This window comes from Algoriphagus pacificus, from assembly GCF_017254845.1.
Taxonomy (GTDB): Bacteria; Bacteroidota; Bacteroidia; order Cytophagales; family Cyclobacteriaceae; genus Algoriphagus; species Algoriphagus pacificus.
The window spans coordinates 112,775-129,359 of the sequence record NZ_JAFKCU010000004.1 but is presented as its reverse complement, the minus strand read 5'-3'; the positions used below and the strand labels follow the sequence as shown (position 1 = coordinate 129,359).

Annotated in this window: 14 protein-coding genes and 1 tRNA gene; 8 read left to right on the top strand and 7 right to left on the bottom strand. The window is 39.6% G+C overall.

Going from position 1 to position 16,585, the window contains the following annotated elements; all coding sequences use genetic code 11:
- Positions 1-2: 2 nt before the first annotated feature.
- From pyrR to J0A69_RS16895, 3 genes are read right to left on the bottom strand one after another with little or no spacing between them, the layout of a single operon-like run.
- Positions 3-551, bottom strand: a complete 549-nt coding sequence (gene pyrR, locus J0A69_RS16905; RefSeq protein ID WP_206587798.1) for a bifunctional pyr operon transcriptional regulator/uracil phosphoribosyltransferase PyrR — start codon at positions 549-551, stop codon at positions 3-5.
- 34 nt (positions 552-585) lie between these two features.
- Positions 586-2,208 (bottom strand): transcriptional regulator, encoded by a 1,623-nt coding sequence (locus J0A69_RS16900; RefSeq protein ID WP_206587797.1) that lies wholly within the window; start codon positions 2,206-2,208, stop codon positions 586-588.
- On the bottom strand, positions 2,205-2,603 hold the full coding sequence (locus J0A69_RS16895; protein ID WP_206587796.1) for an EVE domain-containing protein: 399 nt from the start codon (positions 2,601-2,603) through the stop codon (positions 2,205-2,207). Before J0A69_RS16895 ends, J0A69_RS16900 begins: the two co-directional genes overlap by 4 nt.
- A 101-nt stretch (positions 2,604-2,704) precedes the next feature.
- Here J0A69_RS16895 and polX point away from each other — a divergent pair, with 101 nt between their 5' ends.
- Positions 2,705-4,414, top strand: a complete 1,710-nt coding sequence (gene polX, locus J0A69_RS16890; RefSeq protein WP_206587795.1) for a DNA polymerase/3'-5' exonuclease PolX — start codon at positions 2,705-2,707, stop codon at positions 4,412-4,414.
- 73 nt (positions 4,415-4,487) lie between these two features.
- Complete coding sequence (locus J0A69_RS16885; RefSeq protein WP_206587794.1) at positions 4,488-4,775, top strand: hypothetical protein; 288 nt, start codon at positions 4,488-4,490, stop codon at positions 4,773-4,775.
- A 73-nt stretch (positions 4,776-4,848) separates the two neighbouring features.
- On the opposite strand, the gene J0A69_RS16880 is transcribed toward J0A69_RS16885, so the two are convergent.
- The 4 genes from J0A69_RS16880 to J0A69_RS16865 form a co-directional block, all read right to left on the bottom strand.
- The gene (locus J0A69_RS16880) at positions 4,849-7,380 is read right to left on the bottom strand and encodes an ATP-dependent Clp protease ATP-binding subunit (protein ID WP_206587793.1); all 2,532 of its coding nucleotides are present in this window, start codon (positions 7,378-7,380) and stop codon (positions 4,849-4,851) included.
- A gap of 84 nt (positions 7,381-7,464) precedes the next feature.
- Positions 7,465-8,085, bottom strand: coding sequence for a WbqC family protein (locus tag J0A69_RS16875; RefSeq protein WP_206587792.1), 621 nt, complete (start codon positions 8,083-8,085; stop codon positions 7,465-7,467).
- A gap of 45 nt (positions 8,086-8,130) precedes the next feature.
- Positions 8,131-8,760: an L-threonylcarbamoyladenylate synthase gene (locus J0A69_RS16870; protein ID WP_206587791.1), complete on the bottom strand. Its 630-nt coding sequence runs from the start codon at positions 8,758-8,760 to the stop codon at positions 8,131-8,133.
- 21 nt (positions 8,761-8,781) lie between these two features.
- Positions 8,782-9,195 (bottom strand): (deoxy)nucleoside triphosphate pyrophosphohydrolase, encoded by a 414-nt coding sequence (locus J0A69_RS16865; RefSeq protein WP_206587790.1) that lies wholly within the window; start codon positions 9,193-9,195, stop codon positions 8,782-8,784.
- A gap of 89 nt (positions 9,196-9,284) precedes the next feature.
- Between J0A69_RS16865 and mltG the strand changes: the two genes are divergently transcribed.
- The 6 genes from mltG (at position 9,285) to J0A69_RS16835 (ending at position 16,460) form a co-directional block, all read left to right on the top strand.
- Entirely contained in the window at positions 9,285-10,328 is a 1,044-nt protein-coding gene (mltG, locus tag J0A69_RS16860; protein WP_206587789.1) for an endolytic transglycosylase MltG, read from the top strand.
- A gap of 2 nt (positions 10,329-10,330) precedes the next feature.
- Positions 10,331-10,735, top strand: coding sequence for an acyl-CoA thioesterase (locus tag J0A69_RS16855; protein ID WP_206587788.1), 405 nt, complete (start codon positions 10,331-10,333; stop codon positions 10,733-10,735).
- 12 nt (positions 10,736-10,747) lie between these two features.
- A complete protein-coding gene (locus J0A69_RS16850; RefSeq protein ID WP_206587787.1) occupies positions 10,748-11,731 on the top strand; it encodes a YihY/virulence factor BrkB family protein in 984 nt (327 codons plus the stop codon).
- A 162-nt stretch (positions 11,732-11,893) separates the two neighbouring features.
- A tRNA-Ser gene (locus J0A69_RS16845) sits at positions 11,894-11,978 on the top strand.
- Positions 11,979-12,214: 236 nt separating this feature from the next.
- Positions 12,215-13,597, top strand: a complete 1,383-nt coding sequence (locus J0A69_RS16840; protein ID WP_206587786.1) for a purple acid phosphatase family protein — start codon at positions 12,215-12,217, stop codon at positions 13,595-13,597.
- Between the two features lie 202 nt (positions 13,598-13,799).
- Positions 13,800-16,460, top strand: a complete 2,661-nt coding sequence (locus J0A69_RS16835; RefSeq protein ID WP_206587785.1) for a DUF7133 domain-containing protein — start codon at positions 13,800-13,802, stop codon at positions 16,458-16,460.
- Positions 16,461-16,585 lie beyond the last annotated feature (125 nt).

Below are 16,585 nucleotides of genomic sequence, written 5' to 3'. Positions count from 1 at the left end.
GATTAACTTTTATCTTTCTCTGTGATCCAAATTGAATCTTTTTCATGCCCTTGTTCCTTCCATTCTACGATCACATACTGGCTTTCCAAGGTATTGATCCGAACTCCAAAATAGTCAGGCATGATTGGGTAATCTCTGGTAAGTTTTCTATCCACGAGCACCATCAATTCTACTTTTTGAGGTCTGCCAAATGCGATCATCGCATCCATTGCTGCTCTTACTGACCTTCCTTTATAAAGCACATCGTCAATTAGAATCACCTTCTTTCCTTCTACAAGGAAATTGATTTTGGTTTCATTAGCCTTTAAAGGGAGATCTCTTCTTCTGAAATCATCTCTGTGAAAAGTGGCGTCTAAATACCCGGAAGGTACTGTCACACCTGAGATTTCTTTAAGAAGGGCAACAATTTTATCAACCAACAAGGTACCTCTAGGTTGCAATCCTAAAAGGACTGTATTCTCGAAATCATCGTGATTTTCGATGAGTTGGTGACAGAATCTCCTGAGGGTGATTGCAATCTGTTCTTCGTCTAAGACTAGCCTTTTTTGCATGGGTTGGATTTGGAGGTAAATATAGAAAGAATTTCTAGTCTAGAGTCTCTTCAGGCTGGTACAAATCTCCATCCACAAGAATTTTACTGATAAAAAAGACTTCCCTGGTTTGCTCCTTTCCACTGGCATCTTGATAGCGAACACTCTGATTTCCACTGAGTAAAAAATAACGATCATACCAATGAACCAGTCGTAGACTTTCCATGTCTGTATCTCTTATTCGCTCATTTTCCTCAGTCAATTCCAATTCAAAATGCTGATTTTCAAAGACTTTTTCTCCGTTTCTGAAAAAACTTGCTACGATATCCAGATCCTCCACGAACAAATGATATAAATCATCCCCAACAACTGCCACTTCTCCAAATGGCTCAGGATACTCTGTTGACATGTTATCGTAAGTGCTGGCATTATCCCAGATCACATTGCCAGCTTTGGCAACTTTGGCAAAATGTGCTGAAATGTATCGGAATTCGGTAGTGATCTGAAATGTACTTCCATTTGGAAGGGTACTCTGGTAAAAAGGATCTGCAAAATAAGGCGTATAGCCCATTCTGGTCAGTCTATCGTATCGATAGGCACTGGAAGGGGAATACAACCCAGGTCTGGTACTGCCTCGGGAATTGACAATATTGAAGTGATCAAAATAAACATAATATGAATCCTCCGTGGTGACCACATTTCTAATTGCATAGATGTTATTAATGGTCAGATCACGGTCTTTTTCTATTGCTTTCTGTATTTCAGCATCTTTTTTACCCTTTGCTTTTTCTTCCAGATAATTATAGAAGTTAGGGAAGTCCTCAAGTGTATACATCTTGAAATCGTATTCGCCAAACTCATTGATATCCATGATGTACATACCTTGGTACTCATCTCTTCGATCAATTCCAAATGAACCTATCATGGCCTGCTGATAATTATTCATAGGCAAAAGCAAACCATCCAATATCTCCTGACCTTGGTCACCAAACTGATCTACTTTCACCTCCCGCATCAAGTTGCCTTCCAGGTCATAGGTGTTTATCAAGATCTCTCTCCTTCTGTTCTGAATCTTCCTACTAATTACCATCTCTACTTCTTTGAGATCAGGTACTTTTCGCAGTTGAAGTACTTGGGTATCCGGGTTATAAATTCCCTGTACGGTTTGAACGGATTTGTCTTTCAGATTCAAAATCTGCAAAACTGGGTTGCCATCTGAACTACCTAAAAAAATTGCCTTTTCTTCCAATACCAGATATTCAATTAGCTCCATATCCAATAAATTACTGGCATCGAATTCAATCCCTAGGTTATCCTCCAGATCTATTCTGAAAATATACTTTTCGGAGTTAAATGAAGAGCCTTTTTGAAAAAGCAGATAGAGAAAATTCTTATCCACATCATAGCCTAAAATATCAAAACCCTCTTTGACGGGGAATTCTATTAAAGTGGTAGAATCTAAATCTGTATTATTTAAAAAAAACTGAAGCTTCCTTCTGAAATTCAAGCCTTTTTCCGGAACTGTTCGGAATGAGACAATGCCATCATCGGTACGAGCGATCTCAAAATTAGGATCATACATGTTTGAAGGCACCTCAAATCGCTCAATGAATTTCACCTGAGCAAAAAGAGTGATGTGAAGAAAGAATAAAAAGAAACTAGTGAGTATGATTTTCATGATCCCATTTTTAAAATCAGCTCAAATTCAGCTTTTTCCAAAGACATCACAGAAAGTCTGGATTGTCTCAACATCAACATGTCAGATAAGGCATCTTCTGATTTGATTGCTTGTAAGGAAACGGGATTTTTCAATGTGCTGTTTACTTTTAATTTAACTGCCAACCAATCCTTGTCTTTTGGATCGGGGAAATTTTCTTCAGAAACTTCAGCTATTCCTACTACGGCTTTGTCCTTTCCGCTGTGATAAAAAAGTACCAAATCCCCTAATTGCATCGCTCTCAGAAAATTACGTGCCTGATAATTTCTCACCCCATCCCAGACATCTTCTTTTTTAGCTACAAAATCCTCCCAGGAATAAGAACTGGGCTCAGATTTAACCATCCAATAATTCATTTCTTCAGAATTAAATTTCAATTTTAAGTTAAGGTTTCAAGTTTTAAATTGAAACTATATTTCAAGACAATTATCTCTATTCACAACTCAAAGAAAACATTTTGGACCACAAGACTATCCTGAAGAAATTAAAATTGACAATTCAGCTCATGGAATTGCATGAGGAGAATCCATTTAAAATCAGAAGCTATCAAAGTGCTTTAAATTCTTTGGAAAGAGGAGATCAGGATTTAATGGAAGTTGGGGACGCTGAACTCCAAAAAATCCCTGGAGTTGGAAAAAGTATTTTCGAGGCTATCCTGGAAATCAAAAAAACCGAAAGCTTTCCCGTGTTGGATGAACTTTTAGAAAAAACTCCCACTGGCGTCTTGGAAATCCTTCAGATAAAGGGTCTCGGTCCTAAAAAAGTGAAAGTGCTCTGGGAGGAACTGGGAATCACAAGTACTCATGAATTGATGGAAGCCTGCCAATCCGGGAAAGTTGCCAAGACAAAAGGATTTGGAGAAAAAACCCAAGAAACGATCATCCAAAACCTGGAATTTACGGCTTCAAATGCCGGAAAATGGCTTTATGCAGACATCGAAGAACAGATCGAGACTTTTGATCAAACCTTGAAACAAATTTACCCAACAGCAGAAATTGCTTTGGTCGGAGACTATGCCAGAAAAATGGAAATCATCTCAGAGGCAGAATGGCTGATTGGTTTAGAATCACTTTTTGGAGGGAAAGAAAAACTGAAACAATGGAAAGAGATTGAATGGGATATGAGCGCTTCAGGCCCCTTTGCTTGGAGAGGTAAAGTCAAAGAAATTGAACTTCAGATAACCATTCACTTTTGCACAAAGAAAGAGTTCATCTGGAAAAAACTCATGCTAGTTGCCGCTCCTTCACACTTGGCAGAAATGGTGGATGAGAAAGAGACAATTGGAGATAAGCTCAACCAAAAAAATTATGCTTCAGAAGAGGAGTTCTTCAGTTTAAATAACCTTCAGTTTATTCCTTCAGAAATGAGAGAAGGCTTTGGAGAAGTTGCTTTAGCAAAAGAAAATAAAATCCCTCAGCTACTTCAGGATCAGGACTTAAAAGGAATTCTGCATAATCACTCAACTTATAGCGATGGAAAGCATAGCCTCAGACAAATGGCTGAGTTTTGCAGAGATGCTGGATATCAGTACCTCGGCATTTCCGATCATAGCAGAACTGCCTTTTATGCAGGTGGACTGGAAGTGGAAAGGATCATCAAACAACATGAGGAGATTAATCAATTGAACCAAGAAATGGCGCCTTTCAAAATTTTCAAAGGAATAGAAAGTGATATCCTGCCCGATGGAAGTCTCGACTATCCTGATGAAGTCTTGGCAAGTTTTGATTTTATCGTTTCCTCTGTGCACTCTATTTTGAATATGGATATCAAAAAAGCCACGACCCGACTTTTGACTGCTATCGAAAATCCATACACCACTATTTTAGGACACCCAACTGGTAGACTACTTTTGAGAAGAGCTGGTTATCCAATCGACTATAAAACAATCATAGATGCTTGCGCAAAAAACAATGTTGTCATAGAAATCAATGCAAACCCTTGGAGATTGGACTTAGATTGGAGATGGGTTCGGTATGCAATGGACCAAGGAGTGAAGCTTTCTATCAATCCTGATGCGCATGAAATCGACGGATATGCAGATATGAAATATGGAGTACTTGTTGGGCGAAAGGGAGGATTGACCAAAGACATGACTTTAAATGCCTTGAGTAAGGATGAAATAGAGGAATATTTCAAAGCTCGAAAAAGTCAAATTCAATTAGTCTGATTTTAAGTTATTGATGTAACCAACTCTCCTATCTATTCTTTCCCTATCTTCGGGCTTGAATTAATGACCTTCTATGAAATGGACTGACCAGCCTAATGGCATTTTATTGCAAAGATCCTTCTTGTTTGGAATCACAGGAATAATTCTGGGAACACTTTCGATATTCAATTCCAAATTTCTGATAGTTCAAGCTCCGATGGGTCCATTGAACGGTGTGAGTTTAGCTCTTCAACTCGTTGCTCTGAGTTTGGCTGTATTGGTGTTAAGAAAAAAGAAAATCCCTCAACCAGACAAAGAAAAGGCTCAAAAAATGGTAGTTGTTTTAGGAGCATCACTCCTATTCTTTATTCTTTCGATTTAGATTTTCAGATTCACATAAAATAGAAAAACCCCGAATATCAATATCCGGGGTTTCTTTTTTATAATGAGAAAGCTTAATCTGCTTTTTCTTTCTTCTTTACAGTGATAGTCAATTCCGATCCTTCACCTGGATAATCCGCTGTAATAACATCGCCTTCTGAAAGGTCCCCTTTCAAAATTTCTTCTGCAATCGCGTCTTCCAGATATTTCTGAATTGCTCTATTCAATGGTCTTGCTCCATACTGTTGGTCATATCCTTTTTCAGCTAAGAATTCCTTTGCCTTTTCAGTCAACTCAATATGGTAACCCAAATCTGTGATTCTTGAGAATAGTTTATTTAGACTGATATCGATGATTTTGAAGAGATGCTCTTTGGTCAAAGAATTGAACACCACTACATCATCCAATCTATTTAAGAATTCAGGACTGAAAGCTTTTTTCAAGGCAGACTGAATGGTTGACTTTACTACATCATCCATATTGTCATTCTTGGCTTTGTTTGCAAAACCGATTCCTGCTCCGAAGTCTTTCAAATCTCTAACTCCAATATTGGAAGTCATGATGATAATCGTATTTCTGAAATCGACTCTTCGTCCAAGTCCATCTGTCAAAATACCATCATCCAACACTTGCAAGAGGATATTAAAGACATCAGGGTGAGCTTTTTCAATCTCATCCAAAAGAACCACTGAATACGGCTTTCTTCTAACTTTTTCAGTAAGCTGACCACCTTCTTCATATCCTACGTAGCCTGGAGGCGCTCCTACCAATCTGGAAACGGAGAATTTCTCCATATACTCAGACATATCAATTCTGATCAAAGAATCTTCCTTATCGAATAAATAGGTTGCCAACATTTTGGCAAGTTCTGTTTTACCGACACCTGTAGGGCCTAGGAAGATGAATGAACCGATTGGTTTTTTCGGATCTTTCAATCCCACTCGGGTTCTCTGAATTGCTTTGGTCAATTTCTTAATTGCCTCATCCTGACCGATTACTTTTCCTGCAAGCTCTTCGTTCATATTAAGAAGCTTAGCGCCTTCATTCTGAGCGATTCGTTTGGCAGGAATTCCAGTCATCATTGCAATTACTTCAGCCACATGCTCCTCATCCACCACATAGCGCTTGGACTTACTTTCTTCCTCCCACTTCAATTTTGCGGCTTCCAGCTGTTCTAGAAGTTTTTTCTCTTTATCTCTCAGCTGAGCAGCTTCCTCATATTTCTGAGATTTTACCACTCGGTTCTTTTCATTCTTAATATCCTCAACTTCAGCTTCCAGCTTCAGAATCTCTTCCGGAACATGGATGTTGTTGATGTGAACTCTAGCTCCTGCCTCATCTAAAATATCAATGGCCTTATCTGGCAAGAATCTATCGGAAATATATCGATCTGATAATTTCACACATGCTTCAATTGCTGCATCAGTGTAGTTTACATTGTGGTGATCCTCGTACTTATCCTTGATATTGTTTAGAATCTGAACTGTCTCTTCTGGAGAAGTAGCATCTACCATGACCATCTGGAATCGACGAGCCAAAGCGCCGTCTTTTTCGATGTATTGTCTGTATTCATCCAGCGTAGTGGCACCGATACATTGGATTTCTCCACGTGCCAAAGCTGGTTTGAACATGTTGGAAGCATCCAAAGAACCTGATGCTCCACCTGCACCTACAATCGTATGAAGCTCATCGATGAAAAGGATCACATTTGGAGATTTTTCAAGCTCGTTCATCACGGCTTTCATTCGCTCTTCAAATTGACCTCGGTATTTTGTACCAGCAACCAATGATGCCAAGTCCAAAGTCACCACACGCTTGTTGAATAGCACGCGGGAAACTTTTTTCTGCACAATTCTCAATGCTAGTCCTTCTGCAATTGCAGTTTTACCCACACCTGGCTCACCAATAAGAATCGGATTGTTTTTCTTTCTTCTGGAAAGTATCTGAGCTACACGCTCAATTTCTTTTTCTCTACCGATGATCGGGTCCAACTTATCATCCTCAGCCATTTTGGTCAGATCACGACCAAAATTATCCAAGACTGGAGTTCTGGATTTTTCAGCTCCAGGTTTGGAACTTCCCGAACCACTTCCAGTAGATCCAAATAATTTAGAACCATCATCATCGCCATCCTCGGCTTCTGCTCTTGCTCTTGGAGAAGCTCCTCCATCAGATTGCATTTCTAGCATTTCTTTTACAGAATCGTAGTTGACGTCGAATTTATTTAATATCTGAGTGGCAATATTATCCTCATCTCTCAAAATAGAAAGCAATAAATGCTCTGTTCCGATCAATTGACTTTTAAATATTTTTGCTTCCAGATACGTTATTTTCAACACCTTTTCTGACTGTCGAGTCAGCGGTATGTTGGCCATGTTTTTCACGTTGTGATTGGCTGTACCTTTCACAGCTCTTTCGATCGCTCCTCTTAATTCGTCTAAGGGAACTCCAAGTTTTTTAAGAATGGAAACAGCTACACCTTCACCCTCACGTATCATCCCCAGCAAGAGGTGCTCTGTGCCAATATAATCGTGTCCCAGGCGAAGCGCTTCTTCACGGCTGAGAGAGATCACCTCTTTGACTCTGTTTGAAAATTTAGCTTCCATTTAATTCCTTTCTGATTGTTTAATATTCCTGTACGTATGTTACCGAATTTGTTTTAAAAACACAATCCTTTTGAGGATTGTTCATTAATTTTTTACAGAACTTAACAAAAGCTTTTTCGCTTCGGGCCCTGTACAAAACAAAATATCGAGAACACTAAGATTGGGCTCAAAGTCTAAGCCAAAAAGTTGAGTATAGGGTACTTCCTGATAGTAATTTCTTTCTGAAAAATGCACTGAGGGCCCAATTTGACCTCTTATATCCAAATCCACCTCTTCATTTTCTATCGCATCAACTACAGTCAGCTTGCCAGTATACCTTAAAAGCTTGAGACATATTGTCAGCATTTCGAAATTGAGATCCCACAAACAGGCATGTTTTTGTTCATAGACCGGAGATAAATAGGGGAAATAAAATTCGAAAAAAGGGGCTTTACCATAAGCTGACTGAATTCCACGCAAATGAATTTTCTGCCAGTTTTGGGTATAATCCACCCTAACTTTCGAAAGGGGCAACCTTGGCCTCCTTCCTTGGATAGGAACACTCAGCGTCTCAACTTTATTCGCCAACCTTATCCTACAGCGGTTTAGGTAAGACTGTCTCTGATACATTTCAAGAGGCGAAACAACTATTTCATCCGCATCAGCGATACAAGAAAAAAACTCTAAACAGGGAAGAAAATGCAAGTCTACAGCGACTCTTTTCATAAATAAACGCTTTGATTTGGCTTATTGAAAAGCCTTTAATTTGATCTAGATAATATCTTCTAGCTTTCCTAACCCTTCTCTGAGAACTTCCACCTCGTCTCCTATGCAATCCAAAATAGTAGATCCCACATTTTGACCGTAGCCACCATTGATCACGACATCCACCAGATGCTCGTATTTTTCAAAGATCAATTCTGGATCTGTGCTGTATTCAATTACTTCATCTTCATCGTGGATGGAAGTAGAAAGCAAGGGTTGACCCAATTCCTCAACCAACATCCTTGGAACAGCATGATTTGGAACACGAATCCCAACAGTTTTTTTATTGCTATGTAGAATTTTGGGAACCTGTGTATTGGCTTCCAAAATAAATGTAAATGGTCCAGGAAATGCCTTTTTCATCATCTTGAAAACAGGCTTTGTAATCACTCTTGTATACTGCGAAATATTACTCAAATCGGCACAGATGAAAGAAAAGTTATGCTTCTTTGGATTGATTCCCTTGATCCTGCAGATTCTCTCCACAGCTCTGAGATTGGTAATATCACAACCCAGTCCATAAACGGTATCGGTTGGATAAATCACTACTCCCCCATTTCTTAGGACATCTGCAATCTCCCTGATTTTTTTGGGATCAGGATTCTCTTCATACAATCGAATAAATTCAGCAGCCATGATTTTATGTTATGCCTTTCGCTAAGCCTTACTTCGAAAAACCTGCCAGTTTTCTGAAAGTTCCTTTGCAATGGGAATATCAGCAGGTGCCCAAGTTAAGTCATTGATTTCATTTGTAGTGATCCAAACAATTTTTTCATGTTCAGCCAAGTTGATTTCACCTGATTCCCAAGAACATAGAAAAGGGAATAACTGAATATTTTTATCTTCAGAATAGCTATATACTGAAGGAGTCATGGGCTCAATTATCCTGATTACAATTCCGAGCTCTTCTTTGATTTCCCTGATCAGGCAAGTTTCAGGACTTTCCCCTTCCTCCACTTTTCCGCCTGGAAACTCCCAAAAACCCGCTAAACTCATGTTGCTGGATCGCTTTGCAGCCAAAAATTTATTTTGGTGAATTAGTATTGCACAGGTTACTGGAATGATTTTCATCAAATAAATATAGTCTAAGGGATGAGAAACTTTTTAGTGGGAATTAGAGTAATCCCTGTAAAAGTATTTTTTCTTATTTTTGAAGCCCTATGCGAAGCGATAAAAAGAACAAAATATTCCTGGTATTGATCATCTCCTTTTCGGTTTTGGCAATTTCCATGTCCTTCTATTTCTATCAGGTGTTTTTCAGCCCCAATAGTTTATTAGAAACAGAGCAGAGTTATACCTTAAAAATTCCAAGTAACGCCACTTTCAAGCAAGTGAGTAACCAACTATATGAGGACAGGGTGGTCAATGATATGGTCAGTTTCTCCTTTGTTTCAAAAGTGTTGGGGTATCAAGATGCTGTAAAACCTGGGCTTTATATCATCAGCCCAAAAATGACCAATACAGAATTGGTTCGGCATCTTAGATCAGGAAATCAAGCTCCGGTTCGAATTACTTTCAATAACATCCGCACAAAGGAAGACTTGGCAGAGCGGATTACTAAAAATCTTGAGATTAACGAAGAGCAGTTTTTAGACCTCATTCAGGATTCTGTTTTCATCAGAAAATTTGACTTTGAGGAGGAGACTATCATGAGCATGTTTATTCCAAACACCTATGAAGTTTGGTGGAATACCAGCCCGGAAGCTCTTTTTGACAGAATGTATAAGGAATACCAGGCTTTTTGGACTCCTGAAAGAAAAGAAAAGGCTGCAACATTGGGAATGACTCCAAAAGAGGTGAGCACTTTGGCTTCCATTGTCCAGTCAGAAAGCCAAAAATCTGATGAAAGACCAAAAATCGCAGGTGTTTATCTAAATCGATTAAACCTCGGAATGCCGTTGCAGGCAGATCCCACCTTGGTTTTTGCAGTGGGTGATTTTTCTTTGAAAAGAGTCCTAAATGTGCATAAAGAGATAGAAAGCCCTTACAACACCTACAAATATGCTGGCTTACCTCCAGGCCCTATTAACCTTCCAGACATCAATTCGCTGGAGGCAGTTTTGAATCCTGAGGATCATAATTACTTGTATTTCTGTGCTAAAGAAGATTTTTCAGGCTATCATTCATTTGCATCAACTTTGGCGCAGCATAATGTAAATGCAAGACGCTATCAAGCAGCGCTGAATGCTGCTAAAATTTATTGATCATGTACCAATCTGAAACTCAAGTACGGGTTCGCTATGCTGAAACAGACCAGATGAGTTATGTCTATTATGGCAATTATGCGATGTATTTTGAAGTTGGTCGAGTAGAAGCCATGAGGAATATAGGCTTTAGCTACAAAGGAATGGAGGAAGATGGAATCATGATGCCCGTGCTAGAAAGTCATTATACTTACCTTAAACCCGGCAAATACGATGAGCTTTTGACCATAAAAACAACAATTCCTGAAATTCCGGGTGTACGGATCAAATTCGAATACGAAGTGTACAATCAAGAAAATGAACTGATTACTAAAGGTTGGACAACTTTAGCCTTTCTAAAAAAAGACAGTCATCAGCCAACAAGACCTCCTCAGAATTTATTAGCTTTATTGAAACCGTATTTTTAGAATTATTAGCTAGTGATTAGAGAAAAGATTCAGTTGTACCGGAACCGTCTGGAAGAAAAGGCCAAGTATTTTCAGAAGGTTCATTTCGGTGATCCTGATAAAAACCTATATGATGTAGGGAGAATCTTTATCCAGCAACTCCAAAAAGATGATATTGTAGAACGTGCCGGTTCTGTGGCCTTCAGTTTTACTTTAGCACTTTTCCCTCTGATACTTTTTCTCTTAAACATCATTCCTTATTTACAGGATGTTTTCCCAATAGTCACCACCCAAAACATTCTGACATTCGTACAGGAAATATTACCTGGAGAGCTTTATTCCCAAGCGGAGACCACCATCATGGACATTGTGTCAAGACCACGCCAGAGTTTAATTTCTTTAGGTTTCTTTTTCGCATTATTCTCCTCCACTCAAGGAGTGATGTCTATGATGAACTCTTTCAATTCGGTTTATCAAACAAAAGAAAATCGAGGTTTCTTCCAATCCAGAGCAATTGCAGCCAGCATCGTTTTCATTCTTGTCTTGACCATTTTTGCGGCAAGTACAGTCATGATCGTGGGAAGCGTAATTATCCGAAGGCTCGACGAACTCCAGGTGTTCAATTCTGGATTTATGATTTTTCTATTCTCTACCTTGAAATTTTTGGTTTTGCTTTTTATGTTTTACATCACTACCGCATTTATTTTTCGCTTTGCCCCAGCTGTGCATGACAAATGGCGCTTTTTCTCCATCGGAGCAAGACTAGGGGGACTTTTGATTACTTTGGGATTTTATGGATTCAGCTTTTACTTGAATAATTTTGCAAGTTACAACAAGCTTTATGGGTCCATCGGAACGCTTATCGCGCTGATGCTTTGGCTTTTGATTACCTCTCTGATTGTTTTGGTGTGTTTTGAGGTGAATGTCAGTTTGGATCTGATTGAAGAGGAGAAAAAACTTTTAAACCCAGAGAAAGGAGAAGCATACGAATCCATTTCACAGAAAAATAATGATTGAATATTCTCAATCAGACAAGCCAAATTGATTTACAAAAGAACATCATAAATTTTTCCTCCAAAAAATCAGTCACTTAGCAGAAAAACACCTGATCAGCTTTGCAAAAGTTTCTAATTATCCTACCTTTGCGAACCGAATCAGGAGAAATCTTGAAAACGACCTAGAGGAATGGCAGAGTGGTCGAATGCGGCGGTCTTGAAAACCGTTGTACCGTGAGGTACCGGGGGTTCGAATCCCTCTTCCTCTGCACTTAAAACCCAAGCAAATTGCTTGGGTTTTTTCATTTTTAGTCATCGAACATGTGTGATGCCTGGCCTTTCCTCAGGTAGAAACCTAAGTCTGAATTGTATTTGGCTATTGTTTCCAAACAATAACGTCTGAATTATTTTAATGTGATTATTGGCGATCTAGTCAGGCTTCGGTGGTACAAATTTATTTTTAAGCATATCTTAGGGAACATCATTTTTCAAACCCAAGATCATCATGCTTCATACTCTAGGAAAAATAAGCTTAAGTACCCTTCTTTTTTTAGCCCTTGTCTTTCAATCCTTTTCGCAGGAAATCAAACAATACCAGGAACCCAAATTTGAGTTTGATTGGAGCAAACCCAACTTACACCCTGATCGGATTATCCTAAATTTTGGACAGAAGCCCTCGCATGAAATCAATATTACTTGGAGAACCTCCACGGAAGTTACTGAAGGATTTGTGGAGATAGCAAAAGCCACTGGAGATCCAAAATTTTGGCAAAATGGGAAAACCATTAAGGCTAAAACCGAACTTCTTGACGCGGAAAACATCCAAACTGCAGAAGTTAAAGCTAATTACCATTCTCTCGAAATAAAGGACCTAAGCCCCGCTACTATTTACGGCTACAGGGTTGGTGATGGAGAGCGATGGAGTGAATGGTTTCAGTTTGAAACTGCCTCAGAGGACTTAAATGAAGAATTCTCCTTTTTATATGTTGGCGATGCTCAAAACTACATTTTAGAGCTTTGGTCTAGACTGATCCGCGAAGGGTTCAAAACAGCTCCGGATGCTAAATTTTTTATCCATGCAGGAGATTTGATCAACTCTGCTCATCGTGAACAGGAATGGCATGAGTGGTTTACCGCAGGTGGCTTTATCCATAGTATGATCCCATCTGTCCCGACTCCCGGCAACCATGAATACAGAGCCAAGGATTCTTTGGAAGCTGCTGCCAAGGAAAGAAGCCTTTCTATCCAGTGGAACCCTCAATTCACACTCCCCCAAAATGGACCCAAAGGTCTAGAGGAGACAGTCTATTACATGGATTATCAAGATGCTAGAATCATTGCTTTGAACAGTAATCGAGATTTGGACATTCAGGCAGAATGGCTGGAAAATTTATTGAAGAACACCAAACAAAAATGGATCATTGTCACCTATCATCATCCAATTTATTCTGCTTCATCCGGCAGAGATAATCCCACTTTAAGAGAAATCTGGAAACCGATTTTTGATAAATACCATGTGGATCTGGCTCTTCAAGGACATGATCATAGCTACGCTCGCGGAAGAGTTTCTCCCGGAGAAAATATTCTGGAGGGAGTCAATTTGAGAGATCAAACAGGAACCGTCTATGTGGTTTCAGTAAGCGGTGGAAAAATGTATGAGGTGGGAGGTGATTGGACGGAACTGGGAGCTACAAAAGATAGAAGTGGAGAAAACACCCAGCTTTTTCAAGTTATCACTGTCAAAGGAGATCATTTATTATTTGAAAGCTATACTGCTATCGGTGAACTTTATGATTCTTTTGAGTTGATCAAAACTGAAAACGGTCCCAATAAATTTATTGAGTTAAGAGCAAAGGCAATTGACGAGAGAGTAGAGAAAGAAAAGTAAGTGAATTTGAACGAAGAGTTTAGACTTTTTACTTGAAATTCATTCTCCGAAACCCCAGAAAAATACAACCACTCATCCATCGAAGCGGTAGGTTCAACAAGGAATCAAGGCATCTTAAGGCTTAAAGGATATGAATCCCTTATATTTGGAGGCCTTAAAATCTGTAAAAGATTAACAACAGTAACCTATTCGCTTTTTTAGTATGACTAAATCAAAAATCTCTCTGCTCGGAGTATTTGCTCTTACAACCCTGTTTGGATGTTCTAAGTACGAAACTTCTACAACTTCTGATCTTCAGGAATTAAAGGAGTATTACTCTCCTACCGGATTCGATCCCGCTTCTTTCACCCCAGATACCACTGCTTTGGTCATGGAAAATATTGCCGGACCGGACTTGGTGCCTAGTCCTGCATGTCTTGCTGTACTTCCAACGGGTGAAGTTTTCGTCGGTGTAGATATGATGGGCTCCTTGGGAAAAGAACCTGGAAAAGGAAGCATCATTAAATTGATCGACAGTGACAATGATGGGACTTACGAAACTCATTCTGAGTTCGTCAAAGTGGACAATCCACGAGGAATCATGGCTGTAGGAGATCAGGTTTTTGTTTTGCATACAGTTTTCAATGAGTCGACAGGCGAAGCTGAAAGAATGGATTTGGTCGAATTTGTCGACAAAGATGGGGATGGAGTTGCTGATGGACCAGCTAATCCCTTGATCAAAAACATCTGTTCCCCAGAATCACTAAGAAGCCGAGGAACTGACCATGCGACGAATGGTATCCGAATGGGAATTGACGGTTGGATTTATATCGCTGTTGGGGATTTTGGATTCCATGAAGCAGAAGATAGAAGCGGAAAGAAAATGACCATGCTTGGCGGAGGAATTGTCAGAGTAAGACCTGATGGTACCGAAATGGAAGTTTACGCTCATGGAACAAGAAATATTTATGATGTGGCAATCGATCCATTCATGAATGTTTACACAAGAGGAAATACCAACGATGGCGGTGGATGGAACATCCGATTTATACATTATGTACAAAGTGGTGAGTACGGATATCCAAGCCTTTTCAAAAATTTTACAGATGAAATCATCCCTGCTTTGGCAGATCTTGGTGGTGGATCTGGTACTGGCTCCTATTTCATGGACGATGACAGATGGCCTGTTGAATACAACCATGTGCCTATGATGGCTGATTGGGGCAGAAGCCAACTCTTTATCCATAGAGTTACGATGGATGGACCTGGCTTTACCCAAAAAGATGAAAGATTTATAAAGCTTTCCCAGATCACAGATGTAGATGTGGATGGATCGGGTAGAATGTTCTTGGCGGCTTGGGATGGTGCTGGATATAAAGGTAGCCCTGAAAAAGGCTATGTGGTGAAAGTAGTTCCTAAAGATTGGACTTACGAAGCTTTCCCAGATTTAAAAGCCGCATCAGTTGAAGAATTGGCTGAAATATTAAAAGCTAATAATTCTGTGACTAGATTCCATGCCCAACAAGAGTTATTGAAAAGAGAGGCAGATCAGGCAGCTATGGCCGCTTTGAAAATTGCCCAAGATAAATCGCTTCCTCTTCAAAATCGAGTAGCTGGAATCTATACCTATGCACAAGCAGCTTGTGCCAGCGGTGTTGAGGAATTACTTAAGCTAAGCGAAGAAGACAAAATTCGCGAGTTCGCTTTGAGAGCTTTGGCAGATAGAAAAAGCTGTTTGTCAAATGTACCAGAAGAGGCATTTATTGCTGCAGTTCATGATGCAAATCCAAGAGTGCAGGCAGCTGCGATTGTTGGTTTAGGAAGATTGGGTAAAAAAGATGCAGCGGAAACTTTGTTGGAAATCCAAGCTCCAGCTACTGCAAAAATCCCTGAACCGGGAACTGAAGGTCCTCATGCCACTCCAAATTCTGCAATAATTTTGCCTCACTTGGCAGTAAAATCTTTGGTTGAATTAGAGGCAGTAGATGCTACAGTGGAAGCAATAGACTCCAATCCCAAACTTGCACTTTGGGCTTTGAGATACATGCATGATCCAAAAGCTGTGGAAGGCTTGATGAAAGCTTACGAAAACTCAGAAGATGAAGAATTAAAGAATGAGATTTTGACCACTATATCCAGATTGTATCAAGAGGAAGCTCCTTATGATGGCAGCTGGTGGTGGAGTACCAGACCAGATACACATGGTCCTTATTACAAAGGAATCACTTGGGAGTCTTCTGATAAAATCAAGGACTTCTTGGTTCAAGAATACAGCAATGCCAATCCTTCCAAAAAGAATTTCTTTGCGGGTTTAAACGACCGTCATCGTATGGAAATCTCCGAGCTTGGAACTGTCACTGAAGAATTGATAGTGGAAGAAACAAAAGTGGACTTGGAAGCTATCAAGAATAAAAAAGGTCAGGTAGGCGAATCTTCCATTGAAGACGTGATTTTGGCTATGAGTGAAGTGAAAGGAGATCCGGTAAAAGGAAAAGCTTTATTCACTAGTCAGGGTTGTATCGCCTGTCACAGCATTGAGAAAGGTCAAGTAATGAAAGGTCCATTCATGGGACAAATCGGTTCTATCATGAATCGCGACCAGATTACTGAATCTATCCTGAAACCAAATGCTTCTATTTCCCAAGGTTTTGCTTCGTTTATGATAGACACCAAAGATGGAGAAACTTATATGGGCTTTATCACAGCTGAATCTGCTGATGAATTAACTCTCAGGGATATCACTGGAAATGCCACTACTGTCAAGAAGAATAACATCAGAAGCAGAAAAGAGATGGAAAACTCCATCATGCCAGCAGGGTTGGCAAACTCACTTTCTTATGAGGAACTGTCTTCTTTGGTAACCTTCTTGGAGCAGCAGAAGTAAGAAATCTTATAATTGCATTTGAACTGCCAAGTCTGACACAATCGGACTTGGCAGTTTTATTTTTAGACGATCAAAGAATGCTAAACAATCAAAAAAGCTGATTTTAATCATTTTTAAGCCTGAGT